Annotated in this window: 16 protein-coding genes; 5 read left to right on the top strand and 11 right to left on the bottom strand. The window is 69.3% G+C overall.

The window, feature by feature from the left end; genetic code table 11:
- Window positions 1-161: 161 nt before the first annotated feature.
- The 4 genes from VPH61_RS05145 to VPH61_RS05130 form a co-directional block, all read right to left on the bottom strand.
- A complete protein-coding gene (locus VPH61_RS05145) occupies window positions 162-1,004 on the bottom strand; it encodes a carbohydrate ABC transporter permease (RefSeq protein ID WP_332062424.1) in 843 nt (280 codons plus the stop codon).
- Window positions 1,004-1,996, bottom strand: coding sequence for a carbohydrate ABC transporter permease (locus VPH61_RS05140; RefSeq protein ID WP_332062423.1), 993 nt, complete (start codon window positions 1,994-1,996; stop codon window positions 1,004-1,006). Before VPH61_RS05140 ends, VPH61_RS05145 begins: the two co-directional genes overlap by 1 nt.
- A gap of 38 nt (window positions 1,997-2,034) precedes the next feature.
- A complete protein-coding gene (locus VPH61_RS05135; RefSeq protein ID WP_332062422.1) occupies window positions 2,035-3,324 on the bottom strand; it encodes an ABC transporter substrate-binding protein in 1,290 nt (429 codons plus the stop codon).
- A gap of 210 nt (window positions 3,325-3,534) precedes the next feature.
- On the bottom strand, window positions 3,535-6,993 hold the full coding sequence (locus tag VPH61_RS05130) for a right-handed parallel beta-helix repeat-containing protein (RefSeq protein ID WP_332062421.1): 3,459 nt from the start codon (window positions 6,991-6,993) through the stop codon (window positions 3,535-3,537).
- A gap of 233 nt (window positions 6,994-7,226) precedes the next feature.
- Here VPH61_RS05130 and VPH61_RS05125 point away from each other — a divergent pair, with 233 nt between their 5' ends.
- Genes VPH61_RS05125 through VPH61_RS05110 form a run of 4 tightly spaced genes read left to right on the top strand, consistent with a single transcriptional unit; the run spans window position 7,227 to window position 11,208 of the window.
- Window positions 7,227-8,222 (top strand): hydroxyacid dehydrogenase, encoded by a 996-nt coding sequence (locus VPH61_RS05125; RefSeq protein ID WP_332062420.1) that lies wholly within the window; start codon window positions 7,227-7,229, stop codon window positions 8,220-8,222.
- Window positions 8,219-8,908 carry a ThuA domain-containing protein gene (locus VPH61_RS05120; RefSeq protein ID WP_332062419.1) on the top strand — a complete coding sequence of 230 codons (690 nt, stop codon included), beginning with the start codon at window positions 8,219-8,221 and terminating at the stop codon, window positions 8,906-8,908. The genes VPH61_RS05125 and VPH61_RS05120 overlap by 4 nt, the downstream gene beginning before the upstream one ends.
- The gene (locus VPH61_RS05115) at window positions 8,905-10,440 is read left to right on the top strand and encodes a hypothetical protein (protein WP_332062418.1); all 1,536 of its coding nucleotides are present in this window, start codon (window positions 8,905-8,907) and stop codon (window positions 10,438-10,440) included. Before VPH61_RS05120 ends, VPH61_RS05115 begins: the two co-directional genes overlap by 4 nt.
- Window positions 10,441-10,500: 60 nt before the next feature.
- Window positions 10,501-11,208: an IclR family transcriptional regulator gene (locus VPH61_RS05110; protein WP_332062417.1), complete on the top strand. Its 708-nt coding sequence runs from the start codon at window positions 10,501-10,503 to the stop codon at window positions 11,206-11,208.
- Window positions 11,209-11,248: 40 nt separating this feature from the next.
- On the opposite strand, the gene VPH61_RS05105 is transcribed toward VPH61_RS05110, so the two are convergent.
- Together VPH61_RS05105 and VPH61_RS05100 are read right to left on the bottom strand one after the other, a co-directional pair.
- Window positions 11,249-13,159: an FAD-binding monooxygenase gene (locus VPH61_RS05105; protein ID WP_332062416.1), complete on the bottom strand. Its 1,911-nt coding sequence runs from the start codon at window positions 13,157-13,159 to the stop codon at window positions 11,249-11,251.
- A gap of 137 nt (window positions 13,160-13,296) precedes the next feature.
- Window positions 13,297-14,220, bottom strand: coding sequence for a methyltransferase family protein (locus VPH61_RS05100; RefSeq protein WP_332062415.1), 924 nt, complete (start codon window positions 14,218-14,220; stop codon window positions 13,297-13,299).
- 84 nt (window positions 14,221-14,304) lie between these two features.
- On the opposite strand from VPH61_RS05100, the gene VPH61_RS05095 reads away from it, so the two are divergent.
- Window positions 14,305-14,766: a hypothetical protein gene (locus VPH61_RS05095; RefSeq protein WP_332062414.1), complete on the top strand. Its 462-nt coding sequence runs from the start codon at window positions 14,305-14,307 to the stop codon at window positions 14,764-14,766.
- Window positions 14,767-14,823: 57 nt separating this feature from the next.
- Here VPH61_RS05095 and VPH61_RS05090 read toward each other — a convergent pair whose 3' ends face one another.
- From VPH61_RS05090 to VPH61_RS05070, 5 genes are all read right to left on the bottom strand, one after another.
- Window positions 14,824-15,255, bottom strand: coding sequence for an SAM-dependent methyltransferase (locus tag VPH61_RS05090; RefSeq protein WP_332062413.1), 432 nt, complete (start codon window positions 15,253-15,255; stop codon window positions 14,824-14,826).
- A complete protein-coding gene (locus VPH61_RS05085; protein ID WP_332062412.1) occupies window positions 15,252-16,556 on the bottom strand; it encodes a DJ-1/PfpI family protein in 1,305 nt (434 codons plus the stop codon). Before VPH61_RS05085 ends, VPH61_RS05090 begins: the two co-directional genes overlap by 4 nt.
- 4 nt (window positions 16,557-16,560) lie before the next feature.
- On the bottom strand, window positions 16,561-16,956 hold the full coding sequence (locus VPH61_RS05080; RefSeq protein ID WP_332062411.1) for a hypothetical protein: 396 nt from the start codon (window positions 16,954-16,956) through the stop codon (window positions 16,561-16,563).
- A gap of 151 nt (window positions 16,957-17,107) precedes the next feature.
- The gene (locus VPH61_RS05075; protein ID WP_332062410.1) at window positions 17,108-17,746 is read right to left on the bottom strand and encodes a response regulator transcription factor; all 639 of its coding nucleotides are present in this window, start codon (window positions 17,744-17,746) and stop codon (window positions 17,108-17,110) included.
- Complete coding sequence (locus tag VPH61_RS05070; RefSeq protein ID WP_332062409.1) at window positions 17,743-18,825, bottom strand: sensor histidine kinase; 1,083 nt, start codon at window positions 18,823-18,825, stop codon at window positions 17,743-17,745. The genes VPH61_RS05075 and VPH61_RS05070 overlap by 4 nt, the downstream gene beginning before the upstream one ends.
- Window positions 18,826-18,972: the final 147 nt, after the last annotated feature.

The following is an 18,972-nucleotide window of genomic DNA, read 5'->3' as shown; positions in this document are numbered from 1 at the left end:
TGCGCTCGCTCAGCGTAGAACGCGAGCGGCGATGATCGGGAGGAATTCACGGGAATCGGCGTGAAGGAATCGCAGATCTTTCGCGCAGCGGAACTCCGGACGGTGCCGGAGGCCCGGCGCAGGCGCTCGCCTGGGCCCGGACCCAGGGCTCGCCCGCCGGCTCAGCCCTTGACGGCGCCGGCTGCCAGGCCGCCCATGATGAACCGCTGCAGCGCGATGAAGATGATCAGGATCGGCAGGACCGCGAGCAGCAGCGTCGGGAAGACGATCTCGTAGTTCGTCGAGTACGACGACACCGCCGCGTACACGCCCGTCGTAATCGTCTTCGCCTGCGACCCCGGCCCGAGGATCAGCTGGGGACTCACGAAGTCGTTCCATGCGGTGAGGGTGTTGAGGATGAACGCCGTCGCGACGATCGGCTTCATGAGCGGGAAGATGATCGTCCAGATGACCCTCAGCCGACCGGCGCCGTCGATCGACGCGGCCTCGTCGAGCGACCGCGGCAGCATCCGGATGTATCCGCTGAAGATGAAGAGCGTGAACGGGATCATCGACGCCGACATGAAGAGCACGAGGCCGAGCACGGTGCCCATGAGGTTCAGGGCTTTCAGCACGAAGATCGCCGGCACGAGGATGATCTGCGCCGGGATGAACATGCCGGCCACGAAGAAGAGGAGGAGCCCCGTGAACACGACGCCGGGCGTGCGCGCGATGACGTACGCCGCGGGGATCGAGAAGCCGATCGCGACGACGTTGCACGCGATGACCAGGAAGATCGTGAACAGGTAGCCCTCGACGACCGGGAACTGCGTGCTGTTCCACGCGGCCTCGAGGTACTCGGTCGATGCGGTCGCGAAGTCGAGGCCGAGCGGCGACAGCAGGATCTCCTGCTGCGGCTTGAACGCGTTCACGATCATGATGTACATCGGCACGAGCATGGCCAGCGACAGCACCGAGAGCAGGATGACGCGAACGGTGTTGGTGATGCGATTGGTGCGTCTCATCAGGCCGCCTCCGCCCCTTCTTCGGCTCGTCGGCGCATCGCGATGATGCCGAACGAGAGGATGCCGGCGGCGATGATCAGGAGCACCGCCTGGGCGCAGGCGAGGCCGACGCGGTTGTTGGCGAAGGAGACCGCGAGGATCTCGTACGCCCAGGTCTGGGTGGCGTCGCCCGGTCCTCCATTCGTGAGGCCGAGCACGACGTCGTAGACCTTCAGCAGCGAGAGCACCGAGGTGATGATCGTGACGGTGACGGTGGGGGCGAGCGCGGGCCACGTCACGTGCCGGAACACCTGGCCACGGGTGGCGCCGTCGATGCGCGCGGCCTCCTGCAGCTCGGGCGAGACGGCCTGGAGGCCGGCGATGTAGAGGATGAGCTGCACGCCGAACTGCGCCCACACGATCACGCCGATGAGGGTGTAGAGCGCCCAAGTGGGGTCGGAGAGGAAGGGCAGCGTCGAACCCTGCGACTGCTCCATGAGCGTGTTGATCGCACCCTGCGGGCCGAGCAGCGCCTGCCAGAGGAAGCCGACCACGAGAGCGGAGAGCACGTGCGGGTAGAACATGACCGCGCGGCCGAAGCTGTTGAACTTCGACGGGCGGTGAAGGAGCAGGGCGAGTCCGAGTGCCGCGCCGTTCACGAGGAAGGAGCCGATGACCGCGATGGTCACGGTCACCGCGATCGACGAGTGCATCTCGCCGGCCGGATCCTCGAAGATCCGGAGGTAGTTCTCGAAGCCCACCCATTGCGGGGCCTGCGAGGGGATGCCGTTGTACCGCGTGAAGGAGTAGTACACGGCGAAGCCGACCGGCACGACCATCAACCCGACGTACACGACGAGCGCGGGGATGGTCAGCGCACCGTCGAGGAGCCTGGAGACGTCGATGCCGCGGCGCCGGCCGGAGCGGCCGCCGCCCGCGGGTCGTGCCGGGTTGCGGCCGCGGCCCGCGGGGGCGGTGGCGGCACCGCGGGGGATCCCCGCTGCTTCCGTCACGCGCTCCCGCGTCCGCGTCGTGTTGCTCGAGGGCATGATCAGCCGGTCTTCTCCGCGTCGTACCAGGCGCTCAGGTCGGCGGCCACCTCGGCGGCCGATCGGCCCTGCCAGAGACCCTGCACGAGTTCGGTGAACTTCGCGTTGAAGCCCGCCACCGGGAGTGCGAGGTCGCCGACGGTCTGGTTGCCCGGCACGACCAGCTCGGGTGCGGCGTCGACGAGACCCTGCACGAGCGCGTCGTACTCGTTGGTCGAGACGTCGAGTCCGGCACGGCTGAAGCTGTCCATCTCCGCCTGCGCCTTGATCGCGTCCTCATCGGTGGCGAGGTACTCGACGAGCGCGGTGGCCGAGGCGATGTTCGAGGATCCGTTCCAGACCATGTACGGGTACGCGAGGGTCGCACCCAGCGGTCCGGGGGCGTCGGATGCCTCGTCGACCGGCGGTGCGAAGACACCGACCTCGAACGGCGGCGGGCTCGCGTCGAGCGTCGTCGTGAACCACGAGCCCATCGGGTAGATGCCCACGGTGCCGGCGATGAAGTTCGCCTCCTGCGTACCCGAGTCCGTCGCCACGTCGTCGGCGGTCGTGTAGCCGGCGTCGATCCAGTCGGTCAGGTGCTCGAAGAGGGGCTCGAACTGCTCACCGAGCGTGCTCTCCTCGCCGGCGACGGCCTGCTGCCATGCCGGGGTCGTGATGTTCTGCTGCGGGTGCCAGATCTGCTGTGCCTGAACTCCGGTCGCCCAGTCGGAGGCGAACGCGATGGGTCGCTCGACCCCGGCTGCCGCGAGGGCGGCGAGGGCCTCGTCGAACTCCTCCCAGGTCGTCGGCGTCTCGGTGATGCCGGCCTTCGCGAAGAGGTCCTTGTTGTAGTACAGCACCGACTGCGCCTGGGTGCCCACGCCGACGACGTTGGTGCGCCCGTCGGTCGAGTAGGTGTCGACCATGGGCGTGTCGGCCACCCAGTCCTGGTCGGTGAGGTCGAGCACCTCGGGTGCCGTGTCGATCGTCGGGAAGATCGACTCGATGACATCGGGGGCCGTGCCGGCCGCGAGCAGGGCTGGGAAGGTCTCGGCGACCGATTGCCCGGTCGGCCCTTCGATCTTGACGTCGACGCCCGACTGCTCCTCGAACGGCGCGACGAGTTCCTCCCACCGGTCCTGGGTCAGGTTGTCGGTGATGTTCACGAGCATGCGGATCTCGCCGCCGACCTCGCCGTCGCCCGTCGCACCGTCGTTCGACCCGGGTGATGCGCACGCGCTCAGCGCCAGCAGCGGCGCGACAGCCGCGGCGGAGATCCACGTCGCTCGTCGTCGTCCGGTTCCAGACATCGTTGTCTCCTCTGTGATTGCCGCCCGACCATGGACGATTCCTCGAGTCCTCCGAACAGCTCGGAGAACGTATGACGTATACATCGTACGTCCACTCTGCCACCCCGGCAAGGGCTTTCCCAAATTGATGTGACCTATTGGTGTTCGGCCGGAACAGATGGAACGGGGCGCCGTCGACCGAGTCGACGACGCCCCTGTGCCCGTCGATGATCACCGAACGGTGGCGACCAGCGCTTTGCTCTCCGTCTGGCCGAGCGCGTTCGCGAACGTGACCACGTACGAGTACGACCCCGTCGCTCGGCCGGTCAGCGGCACCTGCACCCGCTGCGCCGCCGGCGTGGCGTCGGCGAGATCACCGGATGCGACGTCGACCCCGTTCTCGCTCAGTGACCACGACGTGGCGTTCGTGCCCCACCAGAGGTCGGCGGTCACCACGTAGTCGCCGTCGCGATCACGATTGTCGTGCGAGAGCACCGGTGCGGCCGGGGCGGCCTCGTCGACCTTCACCACGTGCGGCGAGCACGGCGTCGCCCCGGTGAAGTTCACGAGCTCGCACGTGTAGGTGTACTCGCCGTTCGGCCGGTCCGCGACCGGCACCGTCACCCGCTGCGCGGCCGGCGTGGCGTCCTCGAGCGCCACCTCGGCGACCACGGCACCGTTCTCGAGCAGCCGCAGCGTCGTTCCGTTCTGGCCCCACCACAGGTTGGCTGTGACATTGAACGAACCGCCGCGGATGCCGTCATGGGCGTTGTCGTCGCTGAGCACAGCACGGCCCGGCAGCGGCGGGAGGAGCGGTTCGAGCGCTGCGCTCAGGGCGGCGAGCTGCTCGTCGATCCGCGCCTGCGACGCGTCGGTCGCATCACCGGCTGCTCTCGCGTCTGCGAGTGCCGCCACGAGGGCATCCGTGTCGACGTTCGGCTCGGTCGCGAGGAATCGCTCGGCACGGTCGACCTCGACCCACAATGCGCTGGCGTCGCCGCGATCGGGGCGACCGATCGCGTCGCGCGAGACCAGCTCGTTCCAGCGACCGACCCATTCACCGCCGAACGCGAGAGCGACCGCGCCGGAGTCCGTGAACTGCAGGGTGTCGAGATCGAACCCGGCATCGGCGATCGACGACGGCTTCACGATGCTCGTGTTGATCCGGTCGCTCCAGCGAGCGAGGCTGTAGACCGACTCCGGCTCGCCGAACGTCGCGGTGCTCCCGCTGTACTCGCCGCCGCCGATGATGACGGAGTGGTCGAGCTCGTTCCGCGCCGGCACGTAGAGCGAGTTCGGGTCGTCCCACACTCGGGCGCGGTCGCATCCGTTCGCTGCATCGGTCGCGTACGTCGCGGCGGTGCAGGCCTCGCCGGTCTCCGCGTCGCGTGGGACGTACCAGTCCCCGATCTCGGGGAAGACGATCGGTGCGCCGTCGGAGTACTCCGCGGTGCCGTCGGTGTAGTGCTCGATCCACGCGGCGACGGTCTCGGGCGTCGCGCTGTACTTCTCGCCCTCCCGCACGTCGAGGTACTCGTTGAAGCGGCTCTGCACGACCCAGGCGTTCGAGACGGGCAGGCCCTTCTCCCCCTTGCGGTGGTACATCTGATCGTGTCCGGTGCGCGCGACGTTGATGAACACGTTGTCGTTGGCGGTGTTGCTGTGACCGGACTGGAAGAACACGCCGGAGTGCGAGTCCTTGACCACGTTGTGGTGGAAGCGCATCCCCGAGACGCCGTCGTCCATGTAGAACGCGTCGTTCTTGCCGCCGACCTGCTCGAAGAGGTTGTAGGCGACCTCATTGCCGAGGTACGTGTAGTCACGGCCGGTGTACACGACGCCCTGGTCGCCCGCGTTCTGCAGCACGTCGAAGAAGTGGTTGTGGTTCACCGTCATGTCGTTGCCCATGATCTGCACCGCCATGTGGGGCGCGTCATGCACGAAGTTGTGCTCGAAGGAGTTGCCCACGCCGTAGAGGTACCCGGCAGGCGTGTAGGTGGCGAGCTTCGAGAAGCGGGTGATCTCGTTGTGATGCGCGATGTTGTCTCCGCGCTCGAGAGTGCTCCGGTCACCACCGCCGAGCAGCACCCCGCCACCGCCGAGGTCGTGCAGGTAGGAGTTCCGCACGACGTTGTCGTGGCCGCCGCGCACGGTCTCGTAATCGGGCAGCGCCGTGATCGACTCCGTGGTCTCGCCGATCCGGATCGCGTCCATGCTGACGTTGGAGATCTCGACGCCGTCGATGAGCGTGTCCTCGGCGTCGAGCAGCTGCACGCCGCTCACGAGCGAGTCCGACATCGAGAAGCCGCGCAGCGTCACGCCGGTGGTTCCCTCGAGGCGGAAGAAGTTGTCGTCGAACGCGGAGAGCGTGACCTGCTTGCCCTCGACCGTGCCGCCCTCGGGAAGGAAGTAGAGCACGTCGTTGCCCTCGTAGCGGTCGATGTAGTACTCGCCGGCCACGTCGAGCTCGGAGAGGACGTTCGTCGCCTTGACCTTGGTGTAGCCGTCGACCGGGATGTACATCGACGCGTACTTCGTGTACAACGTGGTGTCGCTCCACGAGAGCATGCGGATCATGTCGAACGCGTAGTTGTTGCCGATGTACCCCGAGAGCCAGCCCTCGGTCTCGTACCGGGCGTTGTCGATGTCGGTGATCCACTCAGGGTCGGCCTGCACCGGCACGTCGGCGTAGTCGCCGAAGCCGCGGGTGCCCCAGTCGTGCACGACGGGAACGGCCTCGGGCGCCCAGCTCTGGTACCGGTCGCCCTCGAGGGCGCGTCCGCCGACCTCGAAGATCGACGGGGTCATCTTGCGCAGTTCGTCCTGGCTCCAGGTGTCGCGCGACTCGCCCTCGGGCAGTTCCTGCTTCTTGTCCTCGAACTGTGCGCGGGGTGCCGTGCCGCTGATCGCCCAGTCGTCCTCCTCGCCGAAGCGCTGCTCGAGGTCGACGTGGATGAGGTCGCGCGGGCCGGTCGCACCCCACTTGGACCCGGTGCCCCACAGGTGGCACTCCGTCTGGGAGGTCGTGCAGTCGTCGGCGTTCGGGTACTGGGCAAGCGTCTGCACGCTGCCGTCGACCGCGAGTTCGGGGGCGAACGGCTGCTGCAGCCAGTTGAACCCGTTCTTGTAGAGCGTGCCCGGGTCGACCCCTGCGGCGGCGAGGTCGTAGATCCAGACCTCCGACCGGAGGTCGTCGCTCGCGAGCCGCGAGTTCGACGAGAGGTTCTGCGCCGCGAGCTCGTCGGCCGAGAGGTCGGCGAGCTGCTTCCAGCCGTCGGCGGGAAGCTCGTGGGCGCCGGTGATCTCGACGTGCTCGCCGCGATATGCGGCGTAGGTCACCCAGGAGTTCTCGTCACCGCTGAGGGCGATGGCGTCGTCGAGCACGTACTCGCCGCCCCTGATCCACACGGTGCCCGGTTGGTCGGCGCTCGTCCGGCCGGCGAGCGCGTCGCGCGCGGCGGTGATCGAGCGAAGCGGGGCGCTCCTGCTGCCGGGGTTCGCGTCGTCGCCGTCGGCGGCGACGTAGACGACGAGCGGCCCGTCGGCCTCCGCCGAGGCCTGCGCCGGTGCTGCGTTCGCCGCCGGCGCGGTGCACACGATGCCGCCCGCCACGGCAGCTGCGACGGCCATGGCGACGGCGGCCGTGCGTGAGCGCGGTCTCGTGCGGTCGCCGGATTGCGTTCTCCTCATTGAGTTCCCTGTCTCTTCGCTGATTGCGTCGCGGCCGGCTCGGCGCTGCTCCCACGCTTCGCGGTCTCCCGCGTGGTTCGGCGGTGCTCGCTCGCGCCGGTCCCCACGGCACAGGTTTCTCTAGGGATAGTACGTATGATGAATGGGTCGGGCAAGGGCTTTCCCAGATATGTCCGATGTATTATGAATTGTGTGAAGCGACGACGCTCTCAGCGTCCAGGGAGGGATTTGGCATGCGAGTGCGCGCCGTGTTCTCGATGAGTCCGCCTTCGCTGGTCGGCCAGTTGTTCACCCCCGAGATGCTCCGTGAACTCGAAGCCCTCGTGCAGATCGACACCGGGTCGGTCGTCAGTGAACTCGACGACGCCGGGCGAGCGGCCCTCCGCGACGCCGACCTGGTGCTCGGCGGCTGGGGCGCGCCCCGCATCGCCGTCGACGACGCCCCTGAACTGCGAGCGGTCGTCTACCTGGGCGGCGTGGCCGCGACGTGCCTCGATGAACCCGCACGGTGGGCGGAGCGCGGGATCTCGGCCGCCAACGCCCGCAGCATCAACGCCATCCCCGTCGCCGAGTACGCACTCGCGATGATCCTCCTCGCCGGCAAGGACGTGTTCGCGGCCGAGCGCAGCTACCGCGATCGCCTGGCCCTGCCCGACCGATCGCACGAACTCACGAGCATCGGAAACTACCGGCGCACGATCGGCATCGTTGGGCTCTCGCAGATCGCGCAAGTGCTCATCGAGCTCTTGCGGCCGTTCGACCTCGACGTGGTCGTGTACAGCCCGTCGCTGACGCGAGCACGGGCCGACGCGCTCGGGGTGCGGATGGCGACGCTCGACGGAGTCATGGCCGGCAGCGACGTGGTGTCGCTGCATCAGGCGGTGACCCCCGCCACGGTCGGCCAGATCGACGCACGACTGCTCGCCTCGATGCGCGACGGCGCGACACTCCTGAACACCGCGCGCGGTGCGGTCATCGACCAGGATGCACTCGTGCGAGAGCTGCGCACCGGCCGCATCCGGGCGATCCTCGACGTGACCGAGCCCGAGCCGCTCCCGCCGACCAGCGAGCTGTGGCAGCTCCCGAACGTGACGCTCACCCCGCACCTCGCCGGCTCGATCGGTACCGAACTGCACCGCATGGGCGCGAACGCCGTGGCCGAGGTACGCCGCTTCGTCGCCGGCGAACCGTTCGCCCACCCCGAGTCGATCGGCGGAGGAGCACGATGAGCACGCGCACGGCGCTCGTCGTCCGCGGCGGCTGGGAAGGCCATGACCCGGTGGGGTGCACCGAGGTCTTCATCCCGTTCCTCGAGGCACAGGGCTTCGAGGTCGCGGTCGCCGACGACCTGTCCGTGTACGACGACGCAGGTCGCATCGCCGCGACCGACCTCGTCGTGCACAGCTGGTCGGGCGGCATGCTCACGTCGGCGCAGGAGGCGAATCTCGTCTCCGCCGTGCGTCACGGCACGGGCCTGGCCGGATGGCACGGCGGCATCATCGGTACCAACGTCGCCAACGCCGCCTACCTGCGCATGGTCGGCGGCCGGTTCGTCCACCACCCCGAGGGCTTCCAGGACTACACCGTGAACATCTCCCGGTCGCCAGTGCGAGACGGCGAGATCGTCGAGGGCCTCGACGACTACCAGGTGCTGACCGAGCAGTACTGGGTGCTCTCCGATTCGGCGAGCACCGTGCTCGCGACCACGACCTTCGCAATCGAGGACGGCGGCGAATGGGCCGAGCCCGCGATCATGCCGGTGACCTGGACCCGGCGCTGGGGTGCGGGCCGCGTGTTCGTGTGCACGCTCGGCCATCAGGCGTCCGACCTCCGCCAGCATCCGACGACCACCATGATCGAGCGCGGACTCCTGTGGGCGTCGCGTTCCGACCGACCCGAGAGGCACCGACCGTGACCAGCGTCGCCCCTGAAACCCCGTTCGACCACCGCACCGGCAGTCACCGCACCGGCGAGCCCGGATCGTCGCCGCTGATTCCCGACGTCACGGCCCTGGCGCGTTGGATGCGCACCTGGGTCGGCGACGAGGGCCAGATCCGCGGATTCCACAACCACAGTGTCTGGGGCACGAATCCGTTCACCTTCCTCGACTTCACGAGCGGCCATCAGGCGTTCTCGGCCCCCGCCACGGCGGCGTTCGGCGAGGCGCTCGGCCGTCGATTCGACGAACGCGGACTCGAGCTCTGGCGGCGGATGATGCGCTTCCAGGCCCGCACGGTGCAGCCCGGCGGCCAGTACCGGCACATCGGGTTCCAGGTGGGGGAGTCGGCAACCTCGGGCCTCATCCACAACATGGTCGGCAGCATCGGCCTCCTCGAGGGCCTCCGTCACGCCGGACTCCTCCTCTCCGACGACGAGCGGGGGGAGGTGCTCGCCGCGGTCCGCGCGAACCTCGATGCCTGCACGATCTACGGCGGCGGCCGGCCCGGCCCCGACGGCACGTGCAACCAGGAGTACGCCCGCGTGTGGGTCAAGCTCCTGTACACCGAGTTGTCGGGCGACGTCACCTACGCCGACCAGATCCTCGACGACCTCGACACGCTCATCGAACTCCATCACGTGCGCGGGGTGCCCGATGCCGACAGCGCCGGCACGTTCCGCGTCGCGGCCGATCGCGAGCGCGGCGGCATCCTCGAACCGGCCGAGTACTACGGCCTCATGATCGTGCCCCTCGTGCTCGCTGCCCGACGCTATGACCGGCCCGACCTCCTCGAGGAGGCTCGTGCGATCTGCCGGCACGTGGTGCGTTCCGCGTGGACCGACGACCGCGGCGAGACCCGGTACCACCGCTACTGGTACCTCGAGGGCGACCGCGCCCTGCTGTCGACGACGCCGATGCTCATCGCGGGCATGGGGCTGACGCTCCGCGGCATCGCCGAGGTGCTGCGCGACGGCGACGATGCCGAGCTCTCGGGCTTCGTCGAGCGCTGCCTCGCCACCTACGCGAGCTACCAGGCGCCCGCGGGCTACTTCGCGTCGGCGACCGGCTGGCACAACGAAGCGGATGTCTCGCCGAGCACCGCCTGGCATTCGCACGACCTCATGTTCCTCACCGACTGGCTCCCGATCGACGAGTCGTTCTGGGATCGGGTGTTCGAGTCGTCCGAGCGGCAGTCGGTCATGCTCTCCGATCGCGCGTACTGGGTCGAGGACGATCTGCACTGGTGCATCCTGAGCCCGCTGACGGCAGGCGACCTGAGCATCTACGGGCGCAAGGACCGCGACGCCTTCGGGCGCTCCTTCTTCACGTGGACCGACAAGGAGCCACTGCCGGAGGAACTCGCCTACCCCGAGGCGCCCATCTTCTTCGCCGCCGACGACGGGCTGTACCGGGTCGATGACTCCGCGCGAGCGGTCGATGTGACCACTATCGGCAGCGTCCCGTATCGCGGGAGCATCGCGTCGCCACCGTCCGCTGATCGAACGTAGCGTCCTAGTATCGAACAGGCGACACTCGTCGCCTGTTCGTGAGACGCAGGGGGTCGGCCGATGGTCGCAGACGACGGCGCCCGCGCCGGTTCGCAGACGCTGAGCCGCGGCATCCGGATTCTCGAGATCCTGGCCGACGCCGACCACGCCCTCTCGATCGACGAGGTGGCCGCCGAGCTCGGCGTGCACCGCTCGGTCGCCTACCGCCTGCTGCGCACGCTCGAGCACCACGGTCTCGCATCGCGCGACGCGGCGGGGCGCATCGCGCTGGGGGCGGGGCTCGCCGCCCTCGCCGCCGGCGTGCAGCGAGACCTGCAGCAGCTCGCACTCCCCGAACTCGCTGAGGTCGCCGAGGAGCTCGGCATGACCTGCCTGCTCGCCGTGCTGCTCGACGGCGACGAGGCCGTGACGCTCGTGAGCGCCTCGCCCCGCCGCACCGCCGCGGTGTCGTACCGGCCGGGGCACCGGCATCCGATCACGCGAGGCGGGCCGGGCAAGGCGATCCTGCTGGGCCTGCCCGAGTCGCGCTGGCCCGAAGTGCCCGACGCGCTGCGCGCCGAGATGACCGAGAGCCGGGCGCGCGGGTACACCGTCAGCCACGACGAGGTCGTGCCTTCGCTGCAGTCGGTGGCGGTTCCGCTCACGCTGCCGGGTCAGCCGCCGGCCGCGATCGCCGTGATCCACGTGTCGTTCCCCCTGCCCGAGGCCGAACTCGCCGAACGCCTGCTCTCGGCAGCAGCGAACCTGCGCCGGGCGTCGGGCGCCTGAGCCGGCCGCAGCCGAGGGCACAGGGGCGCAGGCAGGGCGCTCAGCGCTCGAGCATCTGCCCCGCCAAGAACCCGGCGAGTTCGGCCGTCGCCGTCAGCGGCAGCACGTGCGCGACGTACCCGTCGGGGCGAACGACCACGACCGCGCCGTCACGTGAGATGCCGCGCTCGTCGAAGATGTCGGTGCGGCACCAGTAGCTCGGCCCGGCGGCGAAGACCTTCTCCCAGTCCATCAGCGCGAGCGGACCGGTCTTCGGCCGGAACACCTCGGGCGCCCGAGTGACGTCGATGTGCTCGTGCGGCTGCTGGTAGATCACCTTGACGTCGAACACCGCATCGACGTCGGCGCCGGCCGGCGTGAAGCGAGACACCGGCGAGTCGGGAGACGTCGACATCCAGTCGGCCCAGTCGGTCAGAGCGGATGCCTCGCCGGCACCGGGCGCGTCGGCGAAGGCGTAGAGGCGCCAGCGCCCATCGGCCTTGGCGTGGTGGCCGAGGTGCACGACGTTGCCGTCGCACACGAACGACACTTCCGACGACTTGAAGCGCTTGCCGATCGGGAACCCGGTCGCAAGCTCCTGATGCGCGGCCGAACCCGTGATCATCGAGGGCCCGTACTGCGTCATGAAGCCCGACGGAAACTCGGCGGTGCCGAGATAGAAGGTCGCGAGCTCCTGCGGGTCCGAGATCTCCTCGGGCTTGCGGGCCATGAGCGACGACCACTCGCGGTCGAAGTCGATGAGCTGCTGGGCGACCGGCTGGCGCTCGGCCGAGTAGGTCGAGAGCAGCGACTCGGGCGCACGCCCCGAGACCACCGAGCCGAGCTTCCAGCCGAGGTTGAAGCCGTCCTGCATCGAGACGTTCATGCCCTGGCCCGCTTTCGCGCTGTGCGTGTGGCACGCGTCACCGGTGAGGAAAACGCGCGGCGCGGCATCCTCGTCGTCGCTCACTCGGTCGTCGAAGTGGTCGGTGACGCGGTGCCCGACCTCGTAGACGCTGAACCAGGCGACGTCACGCACCTCGAGCGTGTACGGGTGCAGGATGTCGTTGGCTTTCGCGATGATCGCCTCGATCGGGGTCTTGCGCACCGCGTGGTCGTCGCCCTCGGCGACCTCGCCGAGGTCGATGTACATGCGGCTCAGGTACCCGCCCTCGCGAGGGATGTGCAGGATGTTGCCCGCTTCGGAATTGATCGCGCACTTCGTGCGCCAGTCGGGGAAGTCGGTGTTCACGACGACGTCCATGACGCCCCACGCGTGCGACGCCATGGCGCCGACGTGCTTGCGGCCGATCGCCTCGCGCACCCCGCTGCGGGCGCCGTCGCACCCGGCGACGTACTTGGCGCGCACCGTGCGCTCCTCGCCGGCGCGATCGCCCGCGGTGTACCGAAGGGACACCTCGACGGGGTACTCGCCCGCGAGCGGCGAACCCGCCTCGTGCACGGTGAGGCCGGTGAACTCGATACCGTAGTCGGGCACGATGCGGCCCGGGCCGTGGGCGGCCGCCTCGGCGAAGTAGTCGAGCACGCGCGCCTGGTTGACGATGAGGTGCGGGAACTCGCTGATCTTGTAGCCGTAGTCTTCAGTGCGCGTCGTGCGCACGATGTTCTGCGGCGCCTCGGGGTCGGGACCCCAGAAGTTCATGTAGCCGATGTTGTACGCCTCGGCGGTGATGCGCTCGGCGAAGCCGAAGGCCTGGAAGGTCTCGACGCTGCGCGGCTGGATGCCGTCGGCCTGGCCGAGCACGAGCCGGCCGGCGCGCCGCTCGATGATGCGGGTGACGACGTCGGGGTATTGCGAGAGCTGGGCCGAGAGCAGCATTCCGGCCGGGCCGGAGCCGACGATGAGCACGTCGATCTCGTCGGGAAGTTCCTCGGGGCGGTCGAGGCCGACGCCCGCTGCGGGCTGCACCCGCGGGTCGCCGGACACGTAGCCGTGGTGGTGGAACTGCACGGTTTCTCCTCACTGCTCTGTGGGCACGTCTCGGCGGCTGTCGGGCCGAACGCCGGGTGTTCGATAATCGAATGCACCATTCTCATATCGCGCACCCAGCATAACCCTGCCGCGAAGGGCGGGCAACGCCGAATGGCTCACCCGGCGTCGGCAGCGCTGGCAGCACGAACGCCGGTGATTCGCGGCCACCAGCACCGCACGGCTGCGCGATAGCGCCGGAACTCGTCCCCGAACCGCACCTCCAGGTCGGATTCCTCGTGCGGCCGCACGGCGAAGTTCCACACGAGCGATCCGAGGACCGCGTACACGACGACGAGCCAGGAGGACAGGAGGAGCCCCACCGCGACCCCTTGAACGATCCCAGACATCGCCATCGGATTGCGGACGTATCGATACGGGCCGGCGATGACGAGTCGATTCGGCATCGCCGCCGGGAGTGGAGTGCCGCCACCCTTCGACGACATCGCCGCGGCCGACCAGATTCCCAGCGCACTCGCGAGCGGCAGCACGACGAGCGCGGCGACCTGGAGCATCGCCGGGAACTCGACCGCGAGTCCCCAACGCTGCTCGACCAGGTCGATTGCGATCGGGCCGACCACGAGGAACAGGCCCCAGAACACGACGATCTGGGCGGCCGTGCGGGCGGCGTGCACCCGTGCACCCACCCGAGCATCGGCAGACGCGAAGGCGAACGGACCGACGAGAATCCACTCGGTCGGCACCCGCCCGAGGAGCAGGAGGCAGAGAGCGAAGACGGATGCGCCGGCCGCTGCGATCATGAAGAGCACGCCCCAGCCCGCCTCGGACGTGATGGTCGCGTACGCGGCCAGGGCGACCGTGACGGCGATCGTCCATCCCGTGGCCGCGACAGCGGCCAACCGGATCCCGAACGCGGCCGCCGCCGAGGCGCCGACGAAGAGCGGCACGTCGAGGGCGGCGACCATGACGGGATCCAGTCCGCCGAGGGTCGCCTCGCGCACGACGGGTGACAGGAACACCGCGACCCACCACGCCGCACCGGCGACCGCCTGCACGGCGAAGTACCTCCGACCCCAGCGCATGGGCACACGGTAACACCGCTGCACCGGCTCCGGATGCCGCCGCCATCACCGTTGCACGACGGTCGCCGAAGCTAGGCTTCGAGCGTGACTCAGCCCAACGTGCGCCCGAAGATCGTCATCACCAGCGTCGACTCGGCGCCGGACGACCTCGTGGAGCAATTGCCCGTGCACGCCGAGCTGGTGCGGATCCTGCCGGGATCCGACCGACCCGATTACAGCCTGGCCGTCGCGAAGAAGCCGATCCACTTCCGCACCACCCTGGCAGCCCTCGAGCAGGCCGGTGTCGACCCGGGTGCGGCCGACCCGCAGATGATCCGGGTGCACGACGACGGCTCGGTCGACCTCGTCATCTTCGGGCTGGTGATGTGCGCCCGGATGGCCGGCGAGACGATTCACCTCGCCATGCAGGACTTCGCGGTGAACATCGCCTACGTCATCGACAACACGCAGTTGCGCGATGCCTCGGTGGACTTCTCCAAGTGCTACTTCGCCGCGATCGGCTTCGTCGGCATGGATGCATCCGATTCGCCCGTGTCACCCACGTAGTACGTCGGGGTGATCTCAACGGGTCGCGAGTACCCGCGTCGTGCGGTGCCCTGACGCTCACTCGAGCCGGATGGCGGACAGCGGCGACCCCGTGTCCACGTACAGCCTCCCGTTCGGGACGAGTGCCGTGCGGATGTTGGCCAGGGCGGGGGCGTACAGCCGCGGGTGGCGGCCGTCGAGCGCACCGACGCGGCAGGCGAACGCGAGATCGAAGAGCGCAGTGCCGGGCTCCAACTCGAAGTCCTCGACCGCTGCGCACATCGTCGAGAGCCGGCCGGCGTCGACCTCCAGCCTGCAGTTCGCGCGGGTGCGCCGGATGCCCGCCTCGGAGCGGTCCAGCACGAGCACATGCCCCCGCGGTCCGACGCGCGCCGCGACCTCGCGCGCGGCGGCGCCGGGCGCACCGCCGATCTCCAGGACGCGCATGCCGGGTTCGAGGGGCAGCGCATCGACCACGCGGCGCAACCGGGGCGAGAGCTCGCTCGTCATCGTGTCCTCCTCGTCTCACGCTTGCGGCGCAGGAGCGCGAAGACGCCCAGCCCGATGAACACGCCGAGGAGTGCGAGCGCGAGCGGCCGGAACGTCTCCGCCCACGGCCACGCCGGGCCTTCGAGCGTCAGGTCGTCCACCGGGTACTCGAGCACCTTCGCCGTCCACTGCGCAGTTGCCACATCGGTCGTTCGCGCGAGGTCCTGCAACACCGCGTCGAAGGCGAAGCCCGGGCCATGATGCGGGTGCTGCACCGGGTCCATCCCCGGGAGGGCCTCATGGTCGGTCGTGCCCGGAACGACCAAACGGTCGAGTCCGGCCCCGGTGCCGGCGCGCGGCACGAACGTGAGCCCATGGCGAGAACGTACCGGGCCGGTACCCACCGCGACCGTGTCGATCGCCAGCGACTGCCCGTAGGTGTCGAACACCGAGGCGAGCTCGATCTCACCGACCCCGTCGGTCAGCTGGACACCGATCCGCGGCCGGTCCCAGCCGAATGCTGAGTTGAACGCCACGACGGCATCGGATGTCGCAAGCTGCGCCTGCTCCATCGGCGCGGCGCCGTCGGGGTCGAAGTGCGGCCACTTGATCGCGCGCGCCGCTTCGGCCGCGGCATCCGCACCGATGAGGCGGTCGACGATGTGCAGGGTCCCGTCGATGCCCGACAGGATGCCGGCGGTGCTGACGACGTCGCCGTCGTCGACGTATCTCGTGCCGCGCACCCAGTCGACGGCCGGGTACGTGTCCTCCCATTCGGCGAGGCGCAGCCAGTGCGCGGTCGCGCGGCGGCCGTCGAGGAGGCCGGCCGAGGCGACGACGGCGGCCCCGTTGCAGACGCTGAGCATCAGCGCGCCACCGTTCGCCTGCCCCTGGAGCCAGTCGGTGACGGGCTTCGTCGTCGGCCGGCCGACATCGGGCATGGCGGGTACCACCACGAGGTCCGCGGGCCCGCCCACGAGATCTTCGAGGCCCCCGAAGGTGAGGTCGGGCACGAGGTCGAGCCCGCCGGTCAGCGCCACCGGGCGCGTATCGGATGCCACGGTGTACACGTTGAACGCCTTGGTGGAGCCGAGGATCTCGTAGGGGGCGAGCGTGTCGGACACGACCGCGCCGTTGTCTCCGACGACGACGACCGCAGTGGGTTTGGTCGGGTCGTGTTCGACCGGCGCAGGAGGCGGGGCGATGCCGTCGGCTCTCGGTTCGTTCAGGGCGAGCGCGCCGACGACGGCCGGGATGCCGAGCGCCGCGGGGAGCGCCACCGCGGCGAGCACGAGCACGAGGACTCGAAGCAATGCACGCATTTGCTCACCACCCGTACTCGCGCCGGCGGCGCAGCATCGCGACCAGCATGGCCGGCAGCATCAGCACGTGACCGGCTGTCATGAGTGCCATGGCCGACAGCGCGCCGACCCAGTGGAAGGGGAGCAGCACCAGGAACGGCAGGTACATCGCGGCCGCCATCTCGGCGATAGCCGGAAGCCCGTGCCCGCGGATCCGCATCCACACGGCCATGCCGATCGACATGTCGGTGGCCATCACCAGCACCTGCGCGGTCGGGTTCTCGCTGAGCCCCGGCCACGCCCATGCCCAGACCGGTCCCAGCACGACCATGCCCAGCACCATGGCGATCACCATCTCGAGCCCGTGCAGCGCGAACCGCCACAGCGACGGTCGTCGTCGGGTCGTCGTTTCGTGGTTCATCACGACTCCTCTCGGAATTCCAGCGTTCGGATACCGGAATCCTCCGAGAGTCGGCGGCGTGCGTCAGGTGCGGAAGGTCACGCCTCGGGTCATGTTCGGTGTGTGACCCCGTTCGGTGTTCGACCCCGGCCGACGGCACCGGTGTGGGGCGTCAGAGAATGCCGACGTCTCGCGCACGGAGGGCCGCCTGCGTCCGGTCGCGCACCTCGAGTTTCGCCAGCACGCTGGTGACGAGGTTCTTCACCGTGCCCTCGGCCAGGAAGAGCGCCCGGGCGATCTCCCGGTTGCTGCGACCCTCGGCGAGCAGCCGCACCACCTCGACCTCTCGCCCGGTCAGCGGATGCTCCGGCGCCGGTGCCTCCTGCGGCAATTGCGCCACCCGCGCGACGACCTTCGCGGCCACCGACGGCTGGAGCACGGATTCGCCCCGCTCGGCTGCGCCGAGGGCTTCGACGAGCTTCGTCGAGGTGACGTCCTTGAGGAGGTATCCGACGGCACCGGCACGCAGCGCGGCGAAGACGTCCTCGTCGTCGTCGAAGGTCGTCAGTGCGAGTACTCGTACCTCAGGTTGCTCGGTGCGGAGGCGAGCGGTGGCGGCGATGCCGTCGAGCACCGGCATCCGGAGGTCCATGAGCACGACGTCGGGATGCAGCAGGCTGCTCCGCAGCACCGCCTCCTCGCCGTTGCCGGCCTCGCCGACGACCTCGATTCCCTGCTGCACCTCGAGCAAGGTCGTGAGTGCCTCGCGGAACAGCGCCTGGTCGTCGGCGACGAGCACTCGGATCGTCATCCCGGCACCTCCACGGTGAGGGTCATTCCGGTGGGGCCGGCCGGGTCGAGTGAAATCCGTCCGCCGAGGTTCGCCATCCGCTCGCGCAACCCGGTGAGGCCGAAGCCGTCCCCCGGCGGCTCGGGAAGGCCCTTGCCGTCGTCGCGAACCTCGAGCCTGACGTGATCCTCGTCGGAGAAGTCGAGCACGAGCCTCGTGCTGCTCGCGTCCGCATGCTTGCGAACGTTCGTGAGGCCCTCCTGAGCCGCCCGGAACAGCGACTCGTCGACTTCCGCACGGATCGGCCGTGGGCGCCCGAGCACCGCGAGCTCGGTGGGCACGCCGGCCTCGGTCGCCTCCGAGGCCAGCACCTCCAACGCCTCGGTCAGCGCGGGGCGATGCTCACGCAGAGCCGCCACCGACCGGCGCACCTCGGCGAGGGCTTGACCCGACTGATCCTGCGCCGCCGCCAACATCGCGTCGAGGCGCTCCGGATCGGCGGTTCGGATGACCGCCCGAGCCGCCTCGAGTTGCATCTGCACGACGGTCAGGTGGTGACCGACACCGTCGTGGATGTCGCGTGCGAACCGGTTCCGCTCCTGGATGACGGCCAACTGCTCGGCCTGGGCGGCATAGTCCCGCAAGCGCTCGTTGGCGTCGGCGAGCTGTGCCCTCGCCTTCTGCTCACGCACGAGGAGCCAGGTCACGACGAGGGTGAACATCGTGACCGCGAGGGTGCCGAGTCCCTCGCGGAGCCCGCCCCCCCAATCCATACCGAGGTGTACCAGCGGAATGACAGCGGCGACCGCCCCAGCGACGGGCAGCGGGAGGAGTAGGACGCTCTGCGACACGAGCACCACGAGCAGCAGGATCGATCCGACCGCCGCGCCCGACAGGGAGAACAGCACGAAGCCGAGCGGCAACTGCACGGCCACGTAGGTCAAGGCCCACCAGATCGAGCGGCCCTGCACGAAGCGGAACCCGAAGATCGCGAGCAGCGTGAATGCGAAGCCGACGAGCAGAGTCGGCAGCGGCTGCTGCTCGAAGCGCGCAGACCCGAGCGGCAACGTCACGTACGCGACGACGGTGAGGATGGCCATGGCCCACTGCACTGTTCCACTGTGCGGGTCTCCGCCCGTCAGGTCAACCGGTGGCCGCTGTGGCACACGACGACGATGCCGCCCGCTCCCCTCATGGGAACGGGCGGCATCGTCGTGCGGTGCGGGCAACGGAGCTCCGCGGCATCC

Origin of the sequence: Agromyces sp. CCNWLW203, assembly GCF_036576125.1 — a bacterium.
Taxonomy (GTDB): Bacteria; Actinomycetota; Actinomycetes; order Actinomycetales; family Microbacteriaceae; genus Agromyces.
Note: the sequence above shows the minus strand (reverse complement) of the source record. Positions and strands in the feature narration are given on the sequence as shown.